Below are 25,516 nucleotides of genomic sequence, written 5' to 3' on the forward strand. Positions count from 1 at the left end.
AAAGATCTTGATTGTTTATCAATTAGCAGAGTTTCATCAATAAAGGAGTGCTCATGATTAAGCTTGGTATTGTAATGGACCCAATTAGTCAAATAAAACTGAAAAAAGATTCCAGTTTTGCCATGTTAGAACAGGCGCAATCACGTGGATATCAAATTTACTATATGGAGATGAATGATCTGTATTTGGAAGATGGTCAAGCTTATGCAACCACCAGAACTATCACTGTTTACAATAATAAAGATCATTGGTTTGATTTGGGGGAAGAACAGACAATAACTTTAGGTGATCTTGATGTGATTTTAATGCGAAAAGACCCACCATTTGATACAGAATTTATTTATGCCACCTATATATTAGAACGTGCAGAAGATGCTGGAACTTTAGTGGTCAACAAACCACAGAGTCTGCGTGACTGTAATGAAAAACTATTTACAGCTTGGTTTGCCCAATTTACTCCACGCACTCTAGTCACTAGGCAAACCGCATTGATAAAACAATTTCTTCAAAAACAGCATGATATCATTTTAAAACCACTTGACGGTATGGGTGGCGCGTCGATATTTCGTGTTAAAGTCGATGATCCTAATCTATCTGTTATTATTGAAACATTAACGAATCATAATCGTCAATATTGTATGGCGCAAACCTATATCCCCGCGATTAAAAAGGGTGACAAACGTGTATTAGTGATCGATGGACAACCCGTACCGTTTTGTTTGGCCCGTATTCCCCAGCAAGGTGAAACTCGTGGTAACTTAGCTGCTGGGGGACATGGCGAAGTCAGACCGTTATCCGAATCTGATTGGGCAATCGCCAATGCAATTGGACCAAAACTAAAAGAAAAGGGATTGATATTTGTAGGACTTGATATTATTGGTGATAAATTAACCGAAATTAATGTCACAAGTCCAACCTGTTTACGTGAAATCGAGGCAGCTAATCCTGAATTGTCTATTACCGGAATGTTAATGGATGCAATTGAAACACGTCTTAACTTGAAAGATAAGGTTAAATAATGATAAGAGAATATCAAACTAAAGATTTAGATACCATCATGTCAATCTGGTTAAAGGGAAATCAACAAGCCCACCCGTTTATTGATTCACAATTTTTTGAAAACAATTTTGAATTAGTTAAAATGTTGATTCCAGCTTCCACTATTTTTGTGCAAGACATTGATGGTGTAAGGGGATTTATAGGCTTAATGGATAATTACATATCTGGCCTATTTGTAGATGAACAATATCGTCGCCAACATGTTGGCCAAGCTTTAATTGCTAAAGCTAAGCAATTACATAATCAACTTAACGTGCTAGTTTATAAACAAAATACTCAAGCTATTGCATTTTATCAATCCCAAGGTTTTCAAGTTGTAGATCAATCGCTCAATGAAGAAACGAACGAACCTGAGCTATTGATGACATGTACTGTCAATCATACAATCAAAATTGGCAAATGTGCCTTATAAATGCCGTCAAACAGGTAGAAATAGTGATATTGATATCTTTTTATCGCATCATTCTTAATGAATGGCGATTTTTAATTTAAGATAATAGACCATGAATTTAAAAAACCATTTTGTTGTTGCCATGCCCACATTAAATGACCCATTATTCAGTCATTCAGTAGTTTTTATTTGTGAACATAATCGCGATGGTGCGATGGGTATTATAGTTAATAAACCCATCATTGATCTTACTGTACAAACTGTATTATCACGTCTTGATATCACACCCTATAAAAATTGTGCTGAATTGGAACAGTTAGTTTTCAATGGTGGGCCTTTAGCTGAAGAACAAGGATTTATCTTACATACCCCACAGTCAGGGTTTTCATCGAGTATTGTTATATCAGATGAGATTATGATAACTACATCTTTAGACGTTCTAAAAACAATTGGTTCAGAAAACCAACCTAAAGATCTTTTTTTAACTTTAGGCTATGCCAGTTGGAGCCATATGCAATTAGAACATGAAATTGCAAAAAATGATTGGTTAGTTACACCTAGTAATACTGATATTATTTTTAATTTACCGATAGCTGAGCGTTGGAATATGGCAGCTCAAACAATCGGTGTCAATATTGAAACTATGTCAACACAAATGGGAAAAGCTTAAACAATGGCTACTGTGATTGCTTTTGACTTTGGCACTTATAGCATAGGTGCAGCAATTGGGCAAGATATTACTCGAACCGCCCGACCGCTATGTGCTTTCAAGGCGCGTGATGGTAAACCAAATTGGCAAGAAATAGAAAAAATATTACTTGAATGGCAACCAGACTACTTGGTAGTTGGTTTACCACTGAATATGGATGGAACTGAGCAAGAACTGACACAACGAGCAAAAAAATTCGCTAATCGTTTACATGGACGTTTTGGATTTCAAGTACAACTACAGGATGAACGATTATCAACCGTTGAAGCAAAAGCGCAATTATTTGAAAAGGGTGGATTTCAGGCATTAAAGAAAGGCAAAATCGATGCGGGATCTGCCGTTATTATATTAGAAAGTTGGTTTGATAATATCGTCAAATAGTGAACAAAGCCAAGCTCGCTCACTATAAATACGACATAAACGAGATCAACTTAACAATTTTGTTGCCGGTATTGAACAAGATCTTCAATTGTGACAACGGGTAAATGGTGCTGTTTGGCGAATGCCACTACTTGTGGGGCTCGCGACATCGTACCATCATCATTAGTCAACTCACAAATTACCGCAGCAGGTTTAAAACCAGCCAATCTCACCAAATCCACTGACGCTTCGGTATGACCTCTACGCGTTAATACCCCCCCCTCTTGAGAGACTAAAGGAAAAACATGTCCAGGATGATGCAAATCACTTGGCTTAGCATCATCAGCTACCGCAGCTTTTACAGTCGTTACTCGGTCATTTGCTGACACACCCGTCGTAACCCCTTTTGCGGCTTCGATACTAATAGTAAAAGCAGTTTGATTTTTACTGGTATTCTTACTCACCATCATTGGCAATTGCAACTTATCGCAATATGATTGTGGCATACATAAACAAACAATACCACTTCCGTGACGGATCGTAAGTGCCATTTGTGCAACCGTAATATTTTCGGCAACCCAAACTATATCGCCTTCATTTTCACGATCTTCATCATCTAATACTAAAACGCCGTTACCGGTTTGTAATGCGGCAATAGCCCGCTCAACACGTTCAATTGGCGAGCCAAATTCAGCTAAATTAAAGGTATTGTGAATAGAATTTTGTGCATTATGTAATTGCTGATTCATGGTAAATTTTCCTTATTTCATTTACTACCAGAACCAGGGCAAGTGCTTGACCATCGAGAATTATTATCATAATAAAAAGCACTAATGATAATTATAGTGTAAGGTAAATAAGCAACGCTCTTTCATCCAGACTTTTACTGTCGGCCTTGGAATTTCACCAAATCTGCTAACCTTGTATTTTAAATAAAATCAAGTGCTCGTGGGCTATCACCACCGGTGGGGACTTACACCCCGCCCTGAGAATTATCAGTTAAACTGATATTGCTATTATAATACTTGCTTTGGCAGGAAAAAATCAATTTAATAAAATAATTCCAGCTTTAAAATTGATTATGGGCTAACCTGTAAAAAACATTCATAATCACACTTTTTTTAAATACAGTTCTCAATACCTATTTTTACCACTGATTTCAAAAGTAAGTCGTCTATAATTATTAAAGAATTTATTTAGACGCTAAATAATTTTTAGCATTTTCAACTATAATTTTAAAATCTATACCTTGCTGTTTAGCTGCAAAAATACATCCACAATAACATTGCCGATAAACATCATATTCTTTACAAATCTCTATTGATCGTTTATATCCATTATTTTTTTTAAAATCGGACGGTAAATATTTGACAGCAAAAAACTCTTGAATTTCAAATCCTAGTTCATTAATTTTTTGACTATTTTTTTTGGGACTCAGGGTCAAAGCACTAGCAAAATAATCAAATCCTAATTCTTGCGCTTTAATTGCCGCTAAATCTAAGCGCATTTTGTAACAGATATGGCAGCGAGCGCCACCTTCTGGTTCATTACGTAAATGTTCCACTTGTTTTAAAAATTCGGCAGGTTGGTAAGGTGCTTCTAAAAACTTTATGTTATGCCCCGTTTTATCATTAAAATCCTGAATAAACTTCTGCTGCACTTGACTGCGTAGTTCATATTCCAATCTTGGATGAATGTTAGAATTAGCAAAATAAATCGTAATATCCGCATATTGTGCTAAATATTCCAATACATAAGTACTACAAGGTGCACAGCAACTATGAATTAAAATTTTTGGTTTAATAGCATCCGTTTGCCAAGATTCAATCATCGTTTTTAAAATGGCATCATAGTTGATTTTATTATGGGGATTATGATTTTTTAAAATATGGGTTGCATTGATTAACATAATTAACTGGAACTCTATTTATATTAGATAAAAATATTAACCCTATTCTTTTTAGGGTATTGTATTATTTATGAAAAAGAATTATACAGGGATCAATAAAAAAAGAAATAAATGAGAAACAGTATTGAATAATGCTGCTAACACTATTTTTTAACACCGATTAAGTAATTGTGCATGCTAAGCAAAATAAGTCATTCCGGGTATGTTTAACTTTACATTCTAAGTTAACTTAATATATTACTTCTCTAATTTTACCAATTGATCAAGTTGCCTATTACTACCGCCATCAGTCTTGCTTTAATAAAATGTTAATTTGTCTCTGCATTAATAATTTTAACCGTTTATACACTTCACTAGACATAGATATTTATTACACTTTAATACTTACCAACGCAGCTTATTTGTTTAAGGAATTTAACTTGAACTTAAGCTTCATAGCTAAAACGTTTTTTGGTTGATATTTGATCTCAGTAGACATAAAAAACCAACTTTCGTCAGTTTTGTTTTAACAGCAAAAACGATTGTAAATCAGGTTAAGATTTAACGTAATGAGGATTTCTTTTGCCGTTCTTTTGTGTTATTAACTCCTAAAAAAAGCCCTAACATATTGGAAAAGAAACTGATAACCAACCCCGTGATTAAATGTGTTTTACTTAGTGATAACTCAAATCTATTTTGAAAGGCCTCATAATCTGAAACAACATAGTAACTTACAGAGGTAGAGAAAATAACGACTAAACCTAATATGATTGCGGTAACTATGCTGACTAAAACTCTATTTTTAGGTGCTGTAGCAGATACCACATCTACGATAGCTAGGTAAACTAAACCAGATGTGACTACATTAACATAGAAAGATAATAAATACGATGTATTTTCAATCATATTTAAAAACGGATTAAGAAATAACAATCTTACAGCAATAAAAGTAATAAGTGCTGCTGGTAAGATACAAATCCACCTTAATATCGGTGACCAATTTTTCATGAAAATTAAACCACCATCTTCATCATAGCTTAACGTTTCTTTTTTTTGTTTAGTTTTATTGTCCATTATCATTTCCTATTCGTTATTAAGCGTAGTAATTATAAATGTTTGAGCGATTAATTTTCTTAATATTTTCTTATTTTTCATATTAATAAATTATGGCGTTACTTGTTATAGCGTATATTTTTCCCAAAATCAAGATATAGCTAGTACAGATGGTAAAGAATCACTGAATAAATTTAGGGTTGTCAGTTTGACTTGTCGCACTGTTGAATAACTTGTTACAAGATAATCTTGAACTGTATCATTCTAAACAGATTATTTTTAAGCACTATGTTGAGCTGTTCCTGAAGTAATATTAATAAGTTTCTCAATTTGTTTTCTTTCTCTGCTTAAATAATTATTGATAACTTTTTTATGTCTTGCCATAGCTTTGATAAATTTTTCATTTTGCCATCAAGCATACACTATATAACTCAACATTAAGCAGCTCTCCTCTCCAATGAAGTCAATTGGGTTAAAATTTGAATTTTAACCACTTTTACAACATATTAACGACAAAGGCTTAAATACATATTGGAATATCGTTCAGTAAATCAAGATTGATTAAATATGTTATCAGCAAACATTTTTAGTAAACATTGCTACAAGATAAATGAAACAAGTCCGAATTTATTTTGCATCTCTCGGTATTAGCGGTGAACGGGATTATCAAATTGAGAGGCTAATAAATACATACTAAGAAAAGTTCACCCATCTGGTATTGATTAGCTTCGGTTTAAAAACAGGAACAAATTCGTATAATGGAAATAAAATCAGAACAACAAACTTTTTTACTTTCACGATTATGAAACCTTAATATTTAAGGTAATGATTTTATATAAAAAATAAATATAAATGTATCTTTTAATGTACACAAAATTATTATTAGCGTTTCATGCTAATTAGATGTCAGTTGAAACAATTACCGGATTTAACAAATTAAGTATAAGTTTTAATAGTGTTCACTAGTATTATCATCTATGCTACACTCAGCATAAAATTTTTATTGCTGCTCAGCCGTCATTAAATAACAATGAGATAAAGAAAGTTATTATAATCTGATTACCCCAATATTGAAGTGGAATGAAACAGATATTGACGCAAATTTAAAATTAAGGTTAGAACTATAATGTTTAAATACATTCATATTATTATTTTTTTATTAACTCATGATTTAACGGAATTAAAAAAATATTGGGAAGTTGAATTCATAAAAAAAGAATTTAAATGGAGTCGATTACTCAATAAATTATGTAAAAGTGATAACACTTATATGGTGTGGTATCGGCTTGCTTACTTTATGTTTCGGTCAGAAAGTAATAAACAAAAAAGAGTCGCAGTAAAAATTAATAGAAAGTTAAATAGAAGATATTCAATAGATATTCCATTGCAAGCTGAAATTGGTATTGGTTTTGATATGTGGCATCCAATCGGTGTTGTAATCACTGAAAAGGCTAAAATAGGAAACAGATTAAGAATTGGTAGTAATGTAGTTATAGGCTTTAAAAACTACGACATGGATGGTTCAATAAAGATTGGTGATGATGTCACGATCGGAGCCAACAGTATGATTTTCGGTCAGAACATAAAAATCGGCAATAATATAACAATTGGCGCGATGTCCTTCATAAATAAAGATATTCCAGACAATTGCACTGTGTATACTGAAAAATCAAATATAATTAAAAATAAAGCTCATTAACAGGGCTTTCTGGTAATTCCATATTTTCAATTTATTTATCAAGTCTGGATAACTGAATAGAGTAAATTCTTAAAGGCTACAAAAGTCGAGACAGTCATTTAACGTCATTTCTGAGCTGCTACTAATAAAATAATTTTTAGGATTGATTCCTTTGTCGTATAATAATCTGAGTTCCCCAGTAATGATTCTAGCGTCTTTTAGAAAGAGTGACGGGTATATATACCTAGGCTAGGGCTAATCGTGTTGGTTTTCCCTGCCTGCGGTAGCTGAATTGGAAAACAATAATCCCTGGAGATTATCCTAACGCCTAAGCCGTCACCATCTGTAATTTATGGTGAGCCTAAATATGGTTTATTAAATATTGTTCTCAATTTTGTATCAATGAGAGTCATAATAATTCTATGTACACATTGAAAATGCTGGATTATTTACTCAATCAATACAAAATGGCAAGCGAACGAGTTAAAATAGTGACAAACAAAATAACCTAAAAACCCTTTTTAAAATTAGCTTTGTTACCAATAAACAGACACAAAATTAAACAATGAAAAATAATGCTGAACAACCAACTTTTTACTTTCACGATTATGAAACCTTCGGGACTCATCCTGCATTTGATCGACCAGCACAATTTGCCGGAATTAGAACTGACTTAGAACTCAATATTATCGAAGAGCCTTCTATCATATATTGTCAACTATCTAATGATTATTTACCAAATCCTGAAGCAGTCTTAATTACCGGTATTACCCCACAAGAAGTCATGACTAAAGGTATGTGTGAAGCCGATTTTGCTCAAACTATTCATACTGCATTTAGTCAACCGAATACCTGTATCATTGGTTATAACAATATACGCTTTGATGATGAAGTAACGCGGAATATATTTTATCGTAATTTTTACGATCCCTATGCTTATTGTTGGAAAAATAATAATTCACGTTGGGACTTATTAGATGTAGTACGAGCTTGCTATGCGCTGCGCCCACAAGGTATCAAATGGCCGATTAATGATAATGGTTTTGCCAGTTTTCGTTTAGAAGATCTGACTTCAGCCAACCATATCAGTCATCAAAATGCTCATGATGCTATGTCCGATGTCTATGCAACCATTGAAATGGCGAAATTAATTAAACAGCAACAACCAAAATTGTTTGATTACTTTTTTAAATTACGTGATAAGAAAAAGATTGCTAATCTAATCGATATTATCAATCTCACACCTTTAGTACATGTTTCAGGTATGTTAGGAGCTCACCGAGGAAATACGACGCTTATTGTACCTCTGGCTTGGCATCCATTACAAACCAATGCCGTTATTGCTTGTGATTTAACCGGTGATATTGATACATTAATCGCGTTATCTGCTGAACAAATTCGCGATAAACTTTACACCAAAACGGTTGATTTAGATGAATTAGAATCACGTATACCATTAAAATTAGTTCATACTAATAAATGCCCAATAATCGCACCAATTGGCACTTTAACTGCGGACAATGCTAAACGTTTAGCTATTGATTTAAATCGCTGTGAGCAAAACTTATTTAAGATTAAACAATATCAAAATTTCATTCAAGAAAAAATTATCTCAGTTTTTAATTATCAACTGACGCCTAATCAAGAACGCGATGTAGATGGTCAAATTTATCAAGGTTTTTATGATAACTATGATAAGTCACTGTGTACATTAATTCAACAAACCGCCCCGGAAAATCTAATGAGTTTGAATATTGAACCACATGATTCACGTTTAAAAACCCTATTATTAAGATATAAAGCGCGTAATTATCCTTTTGCTTTAACGCCAAGTGAAACCATGCTATGGCAAGACTACTGTCGTAATAAACTTAATCATGAAATTCTTAGCCATTACTTATTAGAAATTGAAAATTTAGCCTTAATTCATCAACAACAACCAGAAAAATTAGCACTACTCAAAAAACTTTATCAATACTGTCAATATATCGTAAATTAAAGCAAAAATTATTAAAGATTCTGCCTAACGATCAATTTTATTCTGAATCTATCAAATCTTCTACTTTACCAGCATCAATAATTTCACCTGTTTTATTTACTAAATAATAATTAGACGCAATTTGGATTTTAAAATCATTATTATACAAACTTAATTTTAGATCACTTTCAGAGGCATTTGTGGCTGTAATTTTTTCAATTTCAGGGATTTCTTGATGGGATATCGTCCAACGAATTTGTCCAGTATAACCATCAACCAGCTCTAATTGTGGATAGTTATTGATCTTATTTTTAATGATAACATTATTATTATCAGAATAAAGGATCATCGCATCTATAGCAAATGGCGAACTAACTAAACGTTCAAAGTTAGGAATTTCCGTACCACTATCAGCATCATACCCTTTATAATCTTGGTTATCTTGTTTAATAAATACAGCTTTAGCATCATCCTGTTCTTCAGATTGTGTAACAAATGTTGCTTTATACAGATAATTTATTTCCTGATTAGCATCTGGAAATAAAATAAAAGCCGTTCTGGCGGACAGTTTGTAACTATTATCGCTAATATTATCTTTTGCATTTTCAAGAGAGGTAGATATAAAATCATCGGTATTATTAAATATTTTGTTTGAACTTTGATAAGATTTTATTGCATCGTGAAGGCGTATTTCATTATAAAAGTTAAATAAAAATAACAGCACAAATAATAATACGATGATGATTACTAGTGAATTAGCTCGGAAAGATGCATGGTTACTAGCATAAACTGACGACTGCTGCGTATCCAAATCCGAAAAAGATAAATGACATCTTTGGCACTGCGTAATATGATCATACATCAATACACTATTATTATAGTGACATCTTGGACATTTTATTGATTTTTTTTTATTAAACATTTCATTAGTTAGTATTTATAATTTTATAAAAAAACATTATAAAGCTAAAAGAATAAAAAATAACTTTTTTTTCAACATCGACCCATAATATATTGTAAAATTTATCGACTCCTCCGCCATGCAGGCAATTTTTTCAAAACAATATAAGCAGTTTTTTCAGCAAAATTTTTATCCATCTTATAAGTTTGTACATAATGAGCGGTCAAAGCTGATAGTTTTTCTTGAAAACTTACCAAATTACCATCTGAATTAGCACAGTGCTTACAATAATTTTTCGAAATGTCATATAAAGGATAATCAGCTATGCGTGTCATTGGCATGCCACAAGCAATACACATTTTCATGTTTAAATTGACTTAGTAAGTGATAGTTTATTTCTATGCTACTCTGAGAAATTTACCTTTTCAATATATCTGTTGTGTTAAAATATTCCATTATCGGCTTTCAGCCACTTTAAGGGCATAATCCTGTGAATTTAGATGCAATTATGAATTTTGCGCAATGACTTAGATAAAAAAATTTGTTATATTACGCGCTATTTTTCATCTAACTAAGGTAAATACAAACAATGGAAACAATCCCTAATTGCCCTATTTGTCATTCAGAACACACCTATCAAGATGGTGATTTTTTTATTTGTCCAGAATGTGCTCATGAATGGGATCCTAAAGAAGCAGCGACTTTAACAGACAGTTTACAAGTTAAAGATAGCAATGGTAATTTACTTGCTGATGGCGATGATATTATTTTAATTAAAGATCTCAAACTTAAAGGTTCTTCCAGCGTGCTGAAAAAGGGAGCCAAAGCCAAGGGAATTCGTTTAGTTGAAGGTGATCATGAAATTGATTGTAAGATCGATAATATGAAGATTATGCTTAAAGCCTGTTTTGTTAAAAAAGCATAAACAAACTTTTAGTAATGCTGATAATTATCAGCATTATTTAATCCCAACTGTAGTAATTTATTTATAAACTAACTTAGCCTTAAAACATTTTTTCAAACGTAATTTACTAGCAAATAGGTCATTCCTATTACGACGCAGCCCTTCCATTTATGGTAAATGATATTGGCATTTATAAAGATGAAATCGCTAATGACTTTACCTACTTGACACAACAGCACTATGAATTACTTAGAAAAAAGTTAAAGTGTATCAATTAAGTATTATTTATTTTTTGGTTTGACAAAAAATTTTCTTTACTCTATTCCAAAAATCTAATTTTATTAGCATAATAAAAAAAAACATATTAAAAAATGTATATGATGACTTCACTTACCGAAATCAATTTAAAACATGCTGAATTGTCTGATTTAGAATTTATTATCGATGTTTATAATCAAAGCATACCAAGTAGAATGGTTACTGCAGATATTACCCCGATAACGGTCAAAGATCGTATCGATTGGTTTTTTGCCCATAATAGGACAAATCGTCCCTTATGGATAATTGAATATAATAAAATCCCTTGTGGTTGGGTGAGCCTTTCCAGCTTTTATGGTAGAGCTGCTTATGCAAAAACAGTTGAAATAAGTCTTTATATAGACCAACAATTCAGAGGAAAAAAGATTGGACAATTTACAGTGTCAGAATTAGAAAAATTCGCTCACAAACATGGTATTGAAACAATTTTATGTTACATTTTTGGCCATAACCAACCAAGTTTAGCTTTATTTAGTAAGATGGGATATCAACAATGGGGACTTTTACCAAATATTGCTGAGTTAGATCAGATTAAACGTGATTTAGTAATATTAGGTAAACGTATTTAAGAAGAATCTCCCGGCAAACCAGCGGGAGATGTTACATAGTCTTAAACACTGAAAGATGAACCACACCCACAAGTTGTTGTTGCATTAGGATTATCTACAACAAAACGCGATCCTTGTAAATCTTCCATATAATCAACGGTACCACCTACAAGGTATTGTAAACTCATAGGATCAACAACCAATGCAACACCATTTTTCTCAATCATTAAATCATCTTCATTTACTTTTTCATCAAAAGTGAAACCATATTGAAAACCACTGCATCCACCACCAGTTATATAGACTCGTAATTTAAGATTCGGATTTTCTTCCTCCGTAACCAGTGATTTAACTTTATTAGCTGCAGCATCAGTAAATACTAATGGCAATGCATTGCTCATACTACTCTCCTACTTAGGTATGCTAACCATGATTATGCTAACATTAAAAATATCATTACTATAAATATTATAATATAATTCATATAGGGAAAAAATAAAAAACACAAATTTAACCAATTTGCAGATCACTTTCTTATTCGCTTGAATTCAACCTAATTTTATGAATAATTGAACCAATTTAATCTTTACTTGAGACAATACAATGACTAAATCAGAATTACTTTATCAACAAGCAACGCATGTAATGCCCGGTGGCGTAAATTCTCCTGTTCGCGCTTTCAATGGCGTTGGTGGTACACCTTTATTTTTTGACAAAGCTAATGGTGCTTATATATACGACGCAGATGGTAAAAGTTATATTGATTATGTGGGTTCATGGGGGCCTATGATTTTAGGGCATAACCATTCAGATGTTACAAACGCTGTATGTCAAGCGATACATAAAGGTTTAAGTTACGGTGCACCAACCGAGATTGAAGTAAAATTAGCAAACCTTATTACTAATATTATGCCATCAATTGAAATGATTCGTATGGTTAATTCGGGCACTGAAGCCACTATGAGTGCAATTCGTATTGCCCGAGGATTTACTGGTCGCGACAAAATTATTAAATTTGAAGGATGCTACCATGGACATGCTGATTATCTGCTGGTTAAAGCTGGGTCGGGAGCATTAACCTTCGGTCATCCAACATCTCCTGGCGTACCAAGTGACTTTGTTAAACATACATTAGTTTGTGATTACAATAATTTGCAGTCAGTTAAACAGTGCTTTGCACAATACCCCGATGAAATTGCCGCCATTATCGTTGAACCGGTTGCTGGTAATATGAATTGTGTACCAGCAAAACACGATTTCTTACATGGTTTACGTAAAGTTTGTGATCAATATGGCGCTCTTTTAATCATTGATGAAGTTATGACCGGATTTCGTGTGGCTTTAGGGGGTGCCCAAGCGTATTACGATATCGTGCCTGATTTAACATGTTTAGGTAAAATCATTGGTGGAGGAATGCCGGTTGGTGCATTTGGTGGGCGAGCTGATATTATGCAGCAACTTTCGCCAACCGGTCCAATTTATCAAGCGGGAACACTATCTGGTAATCCAATTGCGATGACGGCCGGTTATACCACCTTAAATTTATTAAATGACGTAGGAATTTATCAACAATTGGACGACTTAACCAGTCAACTTTGTAATGGGCTTTTAGATGTAGCTAAAAAACATAACATTCCTTTCGTGACTAATCATGTTGGTGCTATGTTTGGACTATTTTTCACATCTGTAGAAGAAGTCAGCAGTTATGCTGATGTAATGAAAAGTAATGTTGAATTATTTAAAAAATTCTATCATCATATGCTCGGTGATGGAGTCTATTTTGCACCATCGGCATTTGAGGCCGGATTTATGTCACTAGCACATAGCGATAGAGAAATCAATAATACAATTGATTCTGCCAATCGTTTTTTTAAATCACTTTAAAATTTAATTATTCTATAGGTAATGTTGATATGATTAAACCACTTAAAGCGGGTGAAAATATTCCCCAATTTTCACTTCCTGATCAAGATGGCGAAGTAATTAACTCAAAGGAGTTTAAAGGTCAGCGTGTTTTAATTTATTTTTATCCCAAAGCGATGACACCAGGCTGTACTCTACAAGCTTGTAATCTACGCGATAATTTTGATGATTTCAAAAAATTTGAGGTTGCTGTTGTTGGTATTAGTACAGATAAGCCAGAAAAATTGTCGCGATTTGTTGAAAAAGAATTATTAAATTTTATTTTATTATCTGATGAAGAACATAAAGTGGCTCAAGCCTTTGGTGTTTGGGGAACAAAAGAGTTTATGGGTAAAACCTACGATGGTATTCATCGTATTAGTTTTTTAGTTGATAAAAAAGGTAAAATAGAACATGTTTTTGATGATTTTAAAACCAGTAATCACCATGAAATTGTTTTAAATTATTTAAAAAACCAACAAAAACAATAAATAAACTTATATATTGATTAAACTAGATAAAATTAAAAGCGTCATCACGACGCTTTTAATTTATGTAACCTTTTCCTCAACTATCGCTTATCGGCCAAGCATTAATAATAGCTTTTACCAATGTTGCCAGTGGAATAGCAAAAAACACGCCCCAAAATCCCCATAATCCACCAAAGATTAAAACAGCAATGATAATGACAAGGGGATGAAGATTAAGTTTTTCAGAAAATAACAATGGCACGGTTATATTGCCATCTATGATCTGAATAAATATATATACTGTCATTAAAATTCCAAACTCAGTACTCCACCCCCATTGAAACAGTGCTACCGTGATAACGGGAATAGTAGAAATGATAATGCCAACATAGGGAATAATAACCGTTATAGCAACAATAAATGCCAGTAATAACGCATAATCTAATTTCATAATGCCAAAAGGTATACATATCATACAAAACAGAATAATAATATGTAATACATTACCGACAATATAATTACTAATTTGCTTATCCATTTCCATGGCAACTTTATTTAAAACTTGACGATTTTTGGGTAAGATTTTTGAACAATAATTCCAGATCTTTTCTTTATCTTTCAAAAGTAAAAACATCATAATAGGTATTAGTACTGAGTTGACAATGACACTTAGCAAACTAAAAATTGAATCAATCGAAAACTGCAATAACGAATTTCCTGTTTCAACCACTTTTTGATTAATGCTGTGAATTAGCGTATCAAAAACACCGACGTCAATTAATTCGGGATAATGTTGTGGTAATGTCATTAAATATTTATTTAAAAAGGTCAGCATCGAGGGAATATTACCAATTAAACTCAATCCTTGTTGCCAAATAAGAGGGAGTAAAATTATGCCACCTAGTAAAACAATCGATATAAATATAAATAGAACTAAAATAACCGCTAATGTTCTGGGTAAGCCTGATCGCATTAAAAATTTAATTGGTGTTTCAAGCAAATAAGAAAATACAACAGCAATTAAAATTGGTAGTATAATATTATTGAAAAAATAGATAATAATGAAAAAAAGTACAATAAGAATAAGAAGTGATATAGCATCAGGATCGCTAAAGCGTCGTCGATACCATTCCAAGATCATTTTATACATTTACTCCACCACATAATTTTGCATTTTATTTAATAATGAAACTTTAGTTCTAATAATCATTTTTATATTTATTCGCTATAATGACACAACATGAACAAAGTACGTAATTAAATTTCATTTTTTATCTAAGTGATTCACTTTTATGAGCAAACAATGCCACCAATTAAATTAAAAAAATCATTTTTTTCGGATAAAATAAAAATAAAAGCCGATTACATGTGCGATAAATACCAATAATAAAATAATTCTTACATGTAAAGAATCAAATATTATTGCAGGTATTAGCAACAATATTACCAAAATGATAAAAATTTTAACTAATTTCTTAGGAGTCATTTTTTTCTGTAGAATAGCTTCTTGAATATAATATTTATAATATTGATTATTAACAAGATATTGATGTAACTTTTCCGAACTATTAAACCATAAATAAGCCGTTAATAAGTAAAAAGGTACGGTTGGCAACAATGGTAAAAAAATACCCAGTGTTCCTAGAAAAAAGAACAGATAACCAAGTGAGATAAAAATAAGTTTTTTCATTAACACGTTTACCTATAGTTATATAGCCTTAAGTTGATAATGCACTGCAAATTATTTATTAATATAATAATCTGTTACAAATGTTGTAGATTGAAAATAAGATAAAAACACTTTATGCTACCCAGCAATAGAGAATTTAACAATATTTCTTTAATGAAATATTCTTGTTTATTTGGTTCAACAAAAAAATGATTTTGCTTATTGATAATTATGACTCATTTACCTACAACATTTATGATTATGTCAAACGATTGAACAATGACATCAAAGTCATAAAAAATGATCAGTTTACATTATCGCAAATAAAGAAAATGCGTTTCAACAAAATCATTCTTTCTCCTGGTCCCGGAAATCCTGATACAGCAGGTGTATCATTGGAGCTCGTTGATGAACTACATCAACAAGTGCCCATTTTTGGTATCTGTTTAGGACATCAAATCATCGCTCAATATTTTGGCTACCAAATCATAAAGGCGCCCAGTCCTATGCATGGCAAAATTGATATAATTTGGCATGATAATGCCGGTATTTATTACCGTTTGAAAAATCCCTTAACCGTTGTGCGTTATCACTCATTAATTGTCGAAGATTCACCACTCGAAACATTACAGGTCAGCGCTCGCAACAAAGAGGGGATTATTATGGGGTTAAGGCATCAAAATTTAGCCATTGAATCAGTGCAATTTCATCCAGAAGCCATCAAAACGGAATTTGGCTTAGATATGCTACGTAACTTTATTAATAAATGGACATAAGTAATGATCATTCGTATTGACTTCGAAGGAAAAAGCCGACTTTTCCAAAATCCAAGCCAAACTTTTATCTGCTATGATCTTTCTTCGATTGAAGGAACAATCAATGAAATAAGTGACTTGGTCAAACAAGGATTCTATGCTGTAGGGTATTTAGCCTATGAAACAGCCCCTGCTTTCAATCATTATTATGTAACAAAAGATTATTCTCTCAATACATTACCTTTATTAGTTTTTGGCATTTATCACGATTACACTAATGTTAATAAGCTATCTGATGATTGTGTATTTCCAACAATCTCATTAGACTGTAATACTTCGCAAACCGAATATCAGCAAAACATACTTAATATAAAACAGTATATTGAAAATGGAACTACCTATCAGACCAATTATACGCTGCAATTTAAAGGTGAATTTAACAGTGACCCATATCGCTATTACCAATACTTACAACAAAATAATCAAGCAAATTACTGTGCTTATATCCAATTTGATAATAGCCACATATTATCCATTTCACCGGAATTATTTTTTAAAATACACAATGACACGATTATTACTAAACCGATGAAAGGTACTACAGCCAGAGGCATTAACCTTGCTGATGATCAATTAAAGAAACAAACACTTTTTTCAGAAAAAAATCAAGCTGAAAATATGATGATAGTTGATCTGTTGCGCAATGACTTGAGTCAAATCTCAGTTACGGGAACAGTTACTGTAAGCGAGCTATTTAAAGCCGAAAAATATCCAACAGTTTGGCAATTAACTTCGACCATTCAATCAAGATTGAAACCCAATACTACACTATTTAATATCTTAAAAGCCCTTTTTCCTTGTGGTTCAATTACAGGAGCACCAAAAGCCAGCACCATGCAAATTATTGCCGACATCGAAAAACAACCCCGAGAAGTCTATTGTGGTACCATTGGCTATATTGAACCAAATTTCCATAAAGCTATTTTTAATATACCTATCCGCACCTTGACGATAAATCAACAACAGGCGCATTATGGCGTGGGAGGTGGTATAACTTGGGATTCTACGGCGTTAGGTGAATATCAAGAAATTTTACAAAAAATGGCGTTACTAACCAATCCAATCGCAAAACCACAGTATTTATTTGAATCGATGCTTTATCATGACGAGCAAATTTTCTTACTTGACGAGCATTTAGCCAGATTATCTCAATCAGCAGAATATTTTAATTTTCAGTGTAATGTGGATGAGATTAGAGCTAACCTTAATCATATTAAAAATCTCATACCTCATTTAAGTTATAAAATTCGGCTTTGCTTGATGGCTGATGGTCAATTTACCACCGAAGCTGTACCACTTAATGATATGTTTGATATTACTGACATTAGCTTATCAATGCAATGCATCAACAATCAAAATCCCCTTGTATATCATAAAACCTCAAACCGTTCACATTTACCCAATGTTACTTTTGGACAAGAAGTAATTTTATTTAATCAGCATCGAGAACTCACTGAGTTTGTTAATGGCAATCTTGTTCTGTTAATCAATGGTTGCTGGTTAACACCTAAATTAACTTCGGGATTATTAGCTGGCGTTATGCGTGAATATTATTTAAAACAAAATCAGATAAAAGAAGCACGCTTAATGATTGACGACATTCTCAAAGCAGAAAAAATGGCGTTTATCAATAGTGTAAGAAAATGGATAACCATAAACCCAGAGGTGCTTAAAAAAATAAAAAACAATATAATAAAAAATCAAATGGTTAACTTGATTTAGCACAAAAAATTATATTAATTGATTGAAACCATAATGATTTTTAATGTGATTTAAGTAATATTTATTACCTTTTTGTACATTTATTTTTATAAGCGTATTATAATCGGACAAAGTTTATGCTTTGATTAGACAAAGAATAATTATGAAACACTTTTTTGCCAAACATGCAACAGTCCGTCATCGCTGCTACTCACTATATTATACTTTGTATTTTTATGGTCGCAGTTTATTAATATTGTTTATCTGCTTACAATTGGGAAATATGATCTCTTTTAGCATCGGAATTAATATTCCTGGTAGTATAATTGGCTTATTGATTTTATTTTTCTTATTAGTTTTTCAACTTATTCCTTCGACTTGGGTACGCTGTGGTTGCAATCTGTTTATGCGGCATATGACAATTTTATTTGTCCCAGCAGCGATGGGGATCATGGATAACTATATTTATGTGATTCATAGTTGGGCACCACTAATTATTGGTAGCCTTGCAAGTACTTTTATAATCATGATTTTTATTGGCTGGTTAACGCAAAATTTGCATTCTCGTTCACTACCAGCTATTGATAACACTCTTATTAATACAACAAACGAAAAGGAACAATAAATGTTGTGGATGCTACCTTTAACAATATTTATTTTTTTCTATACACGTAAACTGGCGATAAAAATTAAAAATCCTTTTTTTAATCCTTTAGTCATTACAGTACTGGTGTTAATTCCAATATTATTATTAACCCAAACTTCTTATAAAGAATACTTTGCTAATGTCCGCATTATCCATGAATTACTTCCCTATTCTGTTGTGGCTTTGGCCTACCCCCTTTATGAATTGATGCCACAAATAAAAGCCCGTTGGAAATCGATATTGTTTGTAACTTTTATTGCTTCCGTTACGGCGATGATAAGTGGTGTTTTTATTGCATTTTGGCTAGGGGGAAATCAGGAAATTTTAGCTTCAATATTACCGAAATCGGTAACAACGGCTATCGCGGTTACCATAGCTGAAAACCAGGGCGGAGTTCCTTCAATTTCAGCAATGTGTGTCATACTGGTTGGCACATTGGGTGCAATTTTTGGTCACCAATTATTAAATTTATGCCACATTAAATCAGCTGCCGCACGAGGTATCGCAATAGGTTCAGTTGCACATGCGGTTGGTACTGCCCGCTGTATTGAAGTAGATTATAACGAAGGCGCTTATAGCTCTCTTGCGTTAGTTTTATGTGGTATAATGACTTCAATTACAGCACCATTTTTGTTCCCAGTAATAATGTTAATGTTAAGTTTGTTCTAATGGAATATCAATGCGATTAAAAAAATTATTTCGTTATTTTCTTTTTATAATACTGTTTTTGGTAAGCATAATATTCTTATTGGATTTTTATATTAGCCAAAAAACCAGTTCTTCCATTTATTATGATTATCAAGACTTACCTCATACGCCAGTTGGAGTCGTATTAGGAACATCAAAATATATAAAAAAGGGGGGAATTAATGAATTTTATAAAAATAGAATAGATGGTGCAATTGATCTTTATTGGTTAGGAAAGGTTGATTATTTACTGTTAAGTGGTGACAACAGTAAATTTAATTATAATGAACCAATTATGATGCGACGTGATCTACTCAAAGCAAATATACCCAACTCAGCAATCGTATTAGATTATGCAGGCTTTAGAACGTTAGATTCAATCATCAGAGCCAATAAAGTTTTTGATGCTGATAATTTCACGATTATAACCCAAGAATTTCATTGTGAGCGAGCGCTATTTATAGCACAATATCAAGGCATTAAAGCGCAATGTTTTGCTGTTCCATCTCCTAATAAAATGAAATTAGTGCGTATCAGAGAGTTTTTTGCCCGTATCAGTGTTTTTCTGGATTTATTTATTTTACATAAAGAGCCTAAATTTTTAGGGCCTATGATTCCAATTATTAATAGCAATCAACCGACACTAACTGAGAGTGAAAAATAACCAATCTCATAATTTAGATTGCATTTCTATTCATAAAAATATAATATTTAGTCATATTTTTATCTTTGTCATTCTATGGCCAGGCTAAGTACTGTTGAATTATGGTTTGACAGCGTGAATCATCAATTATGGGATTCTTCTAACTAATTTTACTTATACCTTTTATTTAATAAATCGAGTTTTTATTATTTTATGAATATTGAATTAAACCATATTAATTGTTTTTATGGTTCACATCAGGCTTTATATGATATTTCTATCACCTATCCCTTGGGAGAAACTATTGTTTTACTCGGTCCAAGTGGAGCTGGTAAAAGTTCATTATTAAAAGTTTTTAATTTATTAGAAATACCAACATCTGGAGAAATGACCATTGCTGATCTTCATTTTGATTTTCAACAAAAACCATCTGAAAAACTGGTAAGCATCTTGCGTCGCGATGTCGGTATTGTATTTCAAAATTACAATCTTTGGCCACATTTAACGGTATTAGATAATTTAATTGAAGCACCATGTCAAGTTTTACGCTTATCAAAATCAGAAGCATCAGATAAGGCTTATAAAATTTTACAACGCTTAAAAATAGCTAATATGGCAAATCGTTATCCATTACATTTATCAGGCGGTCAGCAACAACGCGTTGCCATTGCCAGAGCTTTGATGATGGAACCAAAAATATTATTATTTGATGAGCCGACTGCGGCCTTAGATCCAGAAATTACTTCGCAAGTAGCTGAGATTATCAATGAGTTATCGAATACCGGTATTACGCAGATTATCGTCACACATGAAGTTGATTTCGCTAAAAAGGTGGCTTCGCAAGTCATCTACATGGAAAAAGGCAAGATCATCGAACAAGGCGATAAAACTTGTTTTATTCACCCTCTGTCAAAACAATTTCAAGCGTATTTATCGCATTAACTATTTAGTTATAAAAAGGTGATATTATGAAAAAGATTTTCCTTATTGCAGCGTTAACAGGTGCAGTATTTACAGCATCAGCAAAAGATATCAATTTTGGGCTTGAGGCAACTTATGCGCCTTATGAATTTTATGATGATAATAATATATTGGTTGGTTTTGATATTGATATCGCAAATAAAATTTGTCAGGAACTTAATTATACCTGTAAATTTACCAATCAATCATTTGATAGTTTAATCCCAAGTTTAAAGACTCGCCGAATTGATGCCTCAATTTCAGCATTAGATATGACGCCAGAACGTCGAGAACAAGTTGATTTTTCACAGTCCTATTATACGAATATGGCTCAATTTATTGGTCTTAGTGGTCATTTAGAATCATTAAATTCAATTTCTGAATTAAATCAGAAACGCGTTGGGGTACAAAATGGTACCACACTGCAAAAATATTTAGTCGATAAATTCCCTAAAATTAATATCGTCAGTTATGATAGTTATCAGTATGCGGTATTAGATCTTAAAGCGAATCGTATAGATGCCATTTTAATAGATTCAGCCGCCGCTTCTGAATGGTTTAAAAAGGAACCAAGTCTTGTCGGTATTGGTGAAAAAATTACAGACCCTGAATATATTGGTTCTGGCTTAGGTATCGCGGTACGTAAAGGAAATAGCGTGTTACTTGATCAATTCAATCAAGTTTTAACCAAAATGAAAGCCGATGGTAGCTACGACCAAATTTACGCTAAGTGGTTTAACTAACTTATCACCCAACCGATGATAACTTAATCTGCCGCAATAGTGCGGCTATTTTTATTATTGTTTTAAAAAATTTTTTATTATATAGAAATGAATTAATATGCAAGATTGGCATACTTTATTACCTTTGCTCAATGCGACCAAGATTACCTTATTAATCGCGATCTGTGCTCTATTTGCTGGTTTGATACTCTCATTCATTATTACAATTTTAGAATCATGGCGCTTTAAGCCCGTTTCATGGTTTGTCTCTATCTGTGTAATTACGATTCGAGCTCTACCAGAAATGCTTATTGTGATTGCTATCTATAATGGTCTACCATTAATGTTGATATTTATTAATGATACGTTATTTAATGGTGGCATGGATTTGACAATCCCATTATATTTTACTGAGTTATCATTACATTTAGAGGTTACCGATTATAATGTCAATCCCATCTTATGTGGAATTATTGCATTATCGATTCTTTATGCTGTTTATGCTTCACAAACATTACGCGGTGCATTAAAAGCAATTCCCGCTGGTCAAAAACAAGCCGCACAAGTTTTAGGTTTAAGTAAATCCAGAACATTCATCCGCATAATTATTCCACAAATGTGGCGATACGCATTACCTGGTCTTGGTAATCAATGGTTAGTTTTATTAAAAGATACTGCATTAGTGTCTTTGATTGCCGTAAATGACATTATGCTACAGACCCGAAGTATTATTGCTAATACTCGTGAACCTTTCACTTGGTATCTGATTGCAGCAACGGTTTATTTAATTATCTCTCTGCTCAGCCAACGCGTCTTACAATATTTTGAGACACGTTCTCTTTATTTTGAACAACCACAAACCGTTTCCGAAAAATAGAGGAATGTATGTCTGATAAGTTTTTTTATTATTTGTCTCATTTAATTAATGGATTACCAATCACAATATCATTGAGTTTAGCTGGTATTCTTTCAGCCTGTATAATCTCAATAGGGCTTTCTATCTTACTAATATCAAAAAGATGGTATATTATTCACCCGATAAGAATTTTCATTACTGTCTTTACCGGCACACCACTATTAGTACAGTTATTCCTAATCTACTATGGTCCTGCACAGTTTCAAGTTACACGCGAATCTTCATCGCTTTTATGGCAGGTTTTTTACTATTATAATCCTACACAGTGCTATATATTACGAGAATTTTTACACTATTTATGGCAATTACTTTCTTATCCTTGGTTTTGCGCTTATCTAGCCTTAACACTAAATAGTGCCGCATATACGACACTTATTTTTCATGGCGCTTTGAAAGCAGTTCCTCAAGGACATTGGCAAGCCTGTTCAGCATTAGGAATGAATCGCACTCAATCATTAAAAGTGATTTTACCTTATGCGCTCAAACGAGCATTATCTTCATACTCCAATGAAGTTATTTTTGTGGTTAAAGGAACAGCATTAACTTCTACAATTACACTCATGGATGTAATGGGATACAATCAGTTTCTTAATGGTCAATACTATGATTTTACTATTTTTATTGCTACCGGTTGCATATACATCTTGATTAATGGTTTATTAAGCATCATTATGAGATTATTAGAGAAAAAAGCCTTAGCGTTTGAAAATAATCAATAATTTTTTTTAATTTAACCCTAATCGTAAGCATTTATGAGCCAAACAAAATTTGATTCGACTGCATTTTTAAAAACGGTCCCACATAAACCGGGTATTTATCAAATGTTTAATGATAAAAATACTATTATTTATGTGGGCAAAGCAAAAAACCTAAATCACCGATTAAAAAGTTATTTTAACAGTAGTAAAAAAACATTAAAAACTGATCTATTAGTCAGCCATATTGATCATATCGAATTTACCCTTACTCATACCGAAACTGAAGCTTTATTATTAGAACAAACTTATATTAAAAAGTATCAGCCCAGATACAATGTATTGCTAAAAGATGATAAAAGTTATCCTTTTATAAAAATTAGTAAGGAGAGACATCCTCAATTATCACTTTATCGTGGCTCAATTAATCGTAAAACCGATGAATTTTTTGGCCCTTACCCAAGCTCTTATGCGGTTAAACAGATTCTAATCTTATTACAAAAAATCTTTCCCATTCGTCAATGTGCTGACTCAACCTATCACAACCGTACCAGACCGTGTTTACAGTATCAAATCAAACGTTGTTTAGGTCCTTGTGTAGCTGGATTAGTTAGCGATGAAGATTATAATCAACAAGTCAATTATGTTAGATTATTTTTACAAGGTCAGTCAGAAGCAATCATTGATACTATCACACAAGATATGCTGCAAGCTAGCGAAGCGTTAAACTTTGAGAAAGCAGCTAAACTACGTGATCAATTACATGCCATAAAACAAATTAATGAAAAACAAGTGATTTACAATAAAAATGATAATTTGGATGTTATTGGCTTCCATTATCAATTGGGTATGGCCTGTGTGTATATTTTATTTATTCGAAATGGGCAAACTTTTGGTCATCGGGCATATTACCCTAAAGTACCATCAAATACCGAACTTGAGGAAGTCATCGAAACATTTTTAGGCCAATTTTATCTGCAAGGTAATCATAATCGAAATATACCTAAAAAGATTTTGCTCAATTACTCGTTATCTGATCGTAAAGCGATGGAAGAAACTTTATCATTAGTTGCTGACTATCAAGTTAAGTTAGTTGATGAACCAAAAGGTGATAATCTCAAACTATTAAACATTGCCATTGAAAATGCACAAAAAGAAGTTAAAAATAAACTATTCCAAAATTCCACTATCAAACAACGCTACGATGAGTTAAAAACATTCTTAGGGATAACACAAATAAATCGGATGGAATGTTTTGATATCAGCCATTTTATGGGAAAAAATACCATTGCGTCTTGTGTGGTGTTTGATGACAAAGGTCCAGTGAAGTCAGAATTTAGAAGATATAACATCAGTGGTATTACAGCCGGTGACGATTACGCCGCAATGAATCAAGTTTTAACCAGACGCTACAATAAACCCGATCTACCCATAGATAAAATCCCTGATGTTATCTTCATTGATGGAGGTAAAGGGCAACTTAATCAAGCTTTAAGCGTTTTCGAATCACTCAACGTAAACTGGGATAAACATCACCCAATTTTATTAGGTATTGCAAAAGGTTCTGAACGCAAAGAAGGTTTAGAAACGTTATTTTTTGAAAGCCATGGTAAAGGGCATTATTTAGATGCACACTCCCCTGCTTTATTATTAATCCAAGAAATTCGTAACGCGTCGCATGATCATGCTATTCTCGGTCAACGCAAAAAAAACGTTAAACAATTAACTGATAGTACTTTAGAACAAATTGAAGGTGTTGGAGCAAAGCGCAGACAAGCACTTCTTAAGCATTTTGGTGGTTTAAGAGAACTCAAATCAGCTACCGTTGATGAAATATCTCAGGTACAGGGTATTTCTAAAGCATTAGCTGAAAAAATTTACGATAACTTGCAACAATAAATTA

The 25,516-nt window shown here is 32.7% G+C and carries 28 protein-coding genes and 1 riboswitch; of the genes, 20 read left to right on the plus strand and 8 right to left on the minus strand.

Annotated features, from left to right (window positions below):
- Positions 1-53: 53 nt before the first annotated feature.
- The 4 genes from gshB to ruvX all read left to right on the plus strand — a co-directional run bounded on the left by gshB (position 54) and on the right by ruvX (position 2,540).
- Entirely contained in the window at positions 54-1,019 is a 966-nt protein-coding gene (gene gshB / locus JMI89_RS09410; RefSeq protein WP_220679934.1) for a glutathione synthase, read from the plus strand.
- Positions 1,019-1,471 (plus strand): GNAT family N-acetyltransferase, encoded by a 453-nt coding sequence (locus tag JMI89_RS09415; protein WP_220679935.1) that lies wholly within the window; start codon positions 1,019-1,021, stop codon positions 1,469-1,471. Before gshB ends, JMI89_RS09415 begins: the two co-directional genes overlap by 1 nt.
- A gap of 91 nt (positions 1,472-1,562) precedes the next feature.
- Positions 1,563-2,120, plus strand: coding sequence for a YqgE/AlgH family protein (locus tag JMI89_RS09420; protein WP_187755457.1), 558 nt, complete (start codon positions 1,563-1,565; stop codon positions 2,118-2,120).
- 3 nt (positions 2,121-2,123) lie between these two features.
- A complete protein-coding gene (gene ruvX / locus JMI89_RS09425) occupies positions 2,124-2,540 on the plus strand; it encodes a Holliday junction resolvase RuvX (RefSeq protein WP_187755458.1) in 417 nt (138 codons plus the stop codon).
- A 50-nt stretch (positions 2,541-2,590) separates the two neighbouring features.
- On the opposite strand, the gene ribB is transcribed toward ruvX, so the two are convergent.
- The 3 genes from ribB to JMI89_RS09440 form a co-directional block, all read right to left on the minus strand.
- Positions 2,591-3,268 (minus strand): 3,4-dihydroxy-2-butanone-4-phosphate synthase, encoded by a 678-nt coding sequence (gene ribB / locus JMI89_RS09430; RefSeq protein WP_220679936.1) that lies wholly within the window; start codon positions 3,266-3,268, stop codon positions 2,591-2,593.
- Positions 3,269-3,378: 110 nt separating this feature from the next.
- Positions 3,379-3,516, minus strand: a riboswitch (FMN riboswitch).
- 195 nt (positions 3,517-3,711) lie between these two features.
- Positions 3,712-4,428 (minus strand): epoxyqueuosine reductase QueH, encoded by a 717-nt coding sequence (locus tag JMI89_RS09435; RefSeq protein WP_187755460.1) that lies wholly within the window; start codon positions 4,426-4,428, stop codon positions 3,712-3,714.
- Between the two features lie 540 nt (positions 4,429-4,968).
- Positions 4,969-5,481 carry a hypothetical protein gene (locus JMI89_RS09440; protein WP_220679937.1) on the minus strand — a complete coding sequence of 171 codons (513 nt, stop codon included), beginning with the start codon at positions 5,479-5,481 and terminating at the stop codon, positions 4,969-4,971.
- A gap of 1,105 nt (positions 5,482-6,586) precedes the next feature.
- On the opposite strand from JMI89_RS09440, the gene JMI89_RS09445 reads away from it, so the two are divergent.
- Both JMI89_RS09445 and sbcB read left to right on the plus strand, forming a co-directional pair.
- A complete protein-coding gene (locus JMI89_RS09445; protein WP_187755462.1) occupies positions 6,587-7,159 on the plus strand; it encodes a serine acetyltransferase in 573 nt (190 codons plus the stop codon).
- 544 nt (positions 7,160-7,703) lie between these two features.
- Entirely contained in the window at positions 7,704-9,137 is a 1,434-nt protein-coding gene (sbcB, locus tag JMI89_RS09450) for an exodeoxyribonuclease I (protein ID WP_220679938.1), read from the plus strand.
- A 37-nt stretch (positions 9,138-9,174) separates the two neighbouring features.
- On the opposite strand, the gene JMI89_RS09455 is transcribed toward sbcB, so the two are convergent.
- A complete protein-coding gene (locus JMI89_RS09455; protein WP_220679939.1) occupies positions 9,175-9,978 on the minus strand; it encodes a hypothetical protein in 804 nt (267 codons plus the stop codon).
- Positions 9,979-10,139: 161 nt separating this feature from the next.
- Complete coding sequence (locus JMI89_RS09460) at positions 10,140-10,382, minus strand: zinc ribbon domain-containing protein (protein ID WP_187755465.1); 243 nt, start codon at positions 10,380-10,382, stop codon at positions 10,140-10,142.
- 224 nt (positions 10,383-10,606) lie between these two features.
- Between JMI89_RS09460 and JMI89_RS09465 the strand changes: the two genes are divergently transcribed.
- Both JMI89_RS09465 and JMI89_RS09470 read left to right on the plus strand, forming a co-directional pair.
- Positions 10,607-10,942, plus strand: a complete 336-nt coding sequence (locus tag JMI89_RS09465; protein WP_187755466.1) for a zinc ribbon domain-containing protein YjdM — start codon at positions 10,607-10,609, stop codon at positions 10,940-10,942.
- A 356-nt stretch (positions 10,943-11,298) separates the two neighbouring features.
- Complete coding sequence (locus JMI89_RS09470) at positions 11,299-11,808, plus strand: GNAT family N-acetyltransferase (protein WP_220679940.1); 510 nt, start codon at positions 11,299-11,301, stop codon at positions 11,806-11,808.
- Positions 11,809-11,849: 41 nt separating this feature from the next.
- Here JMI89_RS09470 and erpA read toward each other — a convergent pair whose 3' ends face one another.
- Positions 11,850-12,188 carry an iron-sulfur cluster insertion protein ErpA gene (gene erpA, locus JMI89_RS09475; RefSeq protein ID WP_187755468.1) on the minus strand — a complete coding sequence of 113 codons (339 nt, stop codon included), beginning with the start codon at positions 12,186-12,188 and terminating at the stop codon, positions 11,850-11,852.
- Positions 12,189-12,390: 202 nt separating this feature from the next.
- On the opposite strand from erpA, the gene hemL reads away from it, so the two are divergent.
- Together hemL and bcp are read left to right on the plus strand one after the other, a co-directional pair.
- Positions 12,391-13,671, plus strand: coding sequence for a glutamate-1-semialdehyde 2,1-aminomutase (gene hemL, locus JMI89_RS09480; protein WP_220679941.1), 1,281 nt, complete (start codon positions 12,391-12,393; stop codon positions 13,669-13,671).
- 32 nt (positions 13,672-13,703) lie between these two features.
- Positions 13,704-14,180 (plus strand): thioredoxin-dependent thiol peroxidase, encoded by a 477-nt coding sequence (bcp, locus tag JMI89_RS09485; RefSeq protein WP_187755507.1) that lies wholly within the window; start codon positions 13,704-13,706, stop codon positions 14,178-14,180.
- Positions 14,181-14,256: 76 nt separating this feature from the next.
- Here bcp and JMI89_RS09490 read toward each other — a convergent pair whose 3' ends face one another.
- Entirely contained in the window at positions 14,257-15,309 is a 1,053-nt protein-coding gene (locus tag JMI89_RS09490; RefSeq protein WP_187755470.1) for an AI-2E family transporter, read from the minus strand.
- 177 nt (positions 15,310-15,486) lie between these two features.
- Complete coding sequence (locus JMI89_RS09495) at positions 15,487-15,849, minus strand: YbaN family protein (RefSeq protein WP_187755471.1); 363 nt, start codon at positions 15,847-15,849, stop codon at positions 15,487-15,489.
- Positions 15,850-16,037: 188 nt separating this feature from the next.
- On the opposite strand from JMI89_RS09495, the gene JMI89_RS09500 reads away from it, so the two are divergent.
- The 10 genes from JMI89_RS09500 to uvrC all read left to right on the plus strand — a co-directional run bounded on the left by JMI89_RS09500 (position 16,038) and on the right by uvrC (position 25,512).
- Positions 16,038-16,604: an aminodeoxychorismate/anthranilate synthase component II gene (locus tag JMI89_RS09500; RefSeq protein ID WP_220679943.1), complete on the plus strand. Its 567-nt coding sequence runs from the start codon at positions 16,038-16,040 to the stop codon at positions 16,602-16,604.
- A gap of 3 nt (positions 16,605-16,607) precedes the next feature.
- A complete protein-coding gene (gene pabB / locus JMI89_RS09505) occupies positions 16,608-18,365 on the plus strand; it encodes an aminodeoxychorismate synthase component I (protein WP_220679944.1) in 1,758 nt (585 codons plus the stop codon).
- 142 nt (positions 18,366-18,507) lie between these two features.
- Positions 18,508-18,969 (plus strand): CidA/LrgA family protein, encoded by a 462-nt coding sequence (locus JMI89_RS09510; protein ID WP_187755474.1) that lies wholly within the window; start codon positions 18,508-18,510, stop codon positions 18,967-18,969.
- Entirely contained in the window at positions 18,970-19,659 is a 690-nt protein-coding gene (locus tag JMI89_RS09515) for a CidB/LrgB family autolysis modulator (protein ID WP_220679945.1), read from the plus strand.
- 10 nt (positions 19,660-19,669) lie between these two features.
- Positions 19,670-20,341 carry a vancomycin high temperature exclusion protein gene (locus JMI89_RS09520; protein ID WP_187755476.1) on the plus strand — a complete coding sequence of 224 codons (672 nt, stop codon included), beginning with the start codon at positions 19,670-19,672 and terminating at the stop codon, positions 20,339-20,341.
- A 192-nt stretch (positions 20,342-20,533) separates the two neighbouring features.
- Positions 20,534-21,262 (plus strand): arginine ABC transporter ATP-binding protein ArtP, encoded by a 729-nt coding sequence (artP, locus tag JMI89_RS09525; RefSeq protein ID WP_187755477.1) that lies wholly within the window; start codon positions 20,534-20,536, stop codon positions 21,260-21,262.
- A gap of 26 nt (positions 21,263-21,288) precedes the next feature.
- A complete protein-coding gene (locus JMI89_RS09530) occupies positions 21,289-22,023 on the plus strand; it encodes a transporter substrate-binding domain-containing protein (RefSeq protein WP_187755478.1) in 735 nt (244 codons plus the stop codon).
- Between the two features lie 97 nt (positions 22,024-22,120).
- Entirely contained in the window at positions 22,121-22,879 is a 759-nt protein-coding gene (gene artQ, locus JMI89_RS09535; protein ID WP_187755479.1) for an arginine ABC transporter permease ArtQ, read from the plus strand.
- Between the two features lie 8 nt (positions 22,880-22,887).
- Entirely contained in the window at positions 22,888-23,637 is a 750-nt protein-coding gene (locus tag JMI89_RS09540; RefSeq protein ID WP_187755480.1) for an ABC transporter permease subunit, read from the plus strand.
- A gap of 33 nt (positions 23,638-23,670) precedes the next feature.
- Complete coding sequence (gene uvrC / locus JMI89_RS09545) at positions 23,671-25,512, plus strand: excinuclease ABC subunit UvrC (RefSeq protein ID WP_220679946.1); 1,842 nt, start codon at positions 23,671-23,673, stop codon at positions 25,510-25,512.
- The last annotated feature ends 4 nt before the right edge of the window (positions 25,513-25,516 follow it).

The organism is Frischella sp. Ac48, from assembly GCF_019641635.1.
GTDB lineage: Bacteria > Pseudomonadota > Gammaproteobacteria > Enterobacterales > Orbaceae > Frischella > Frischella japonica.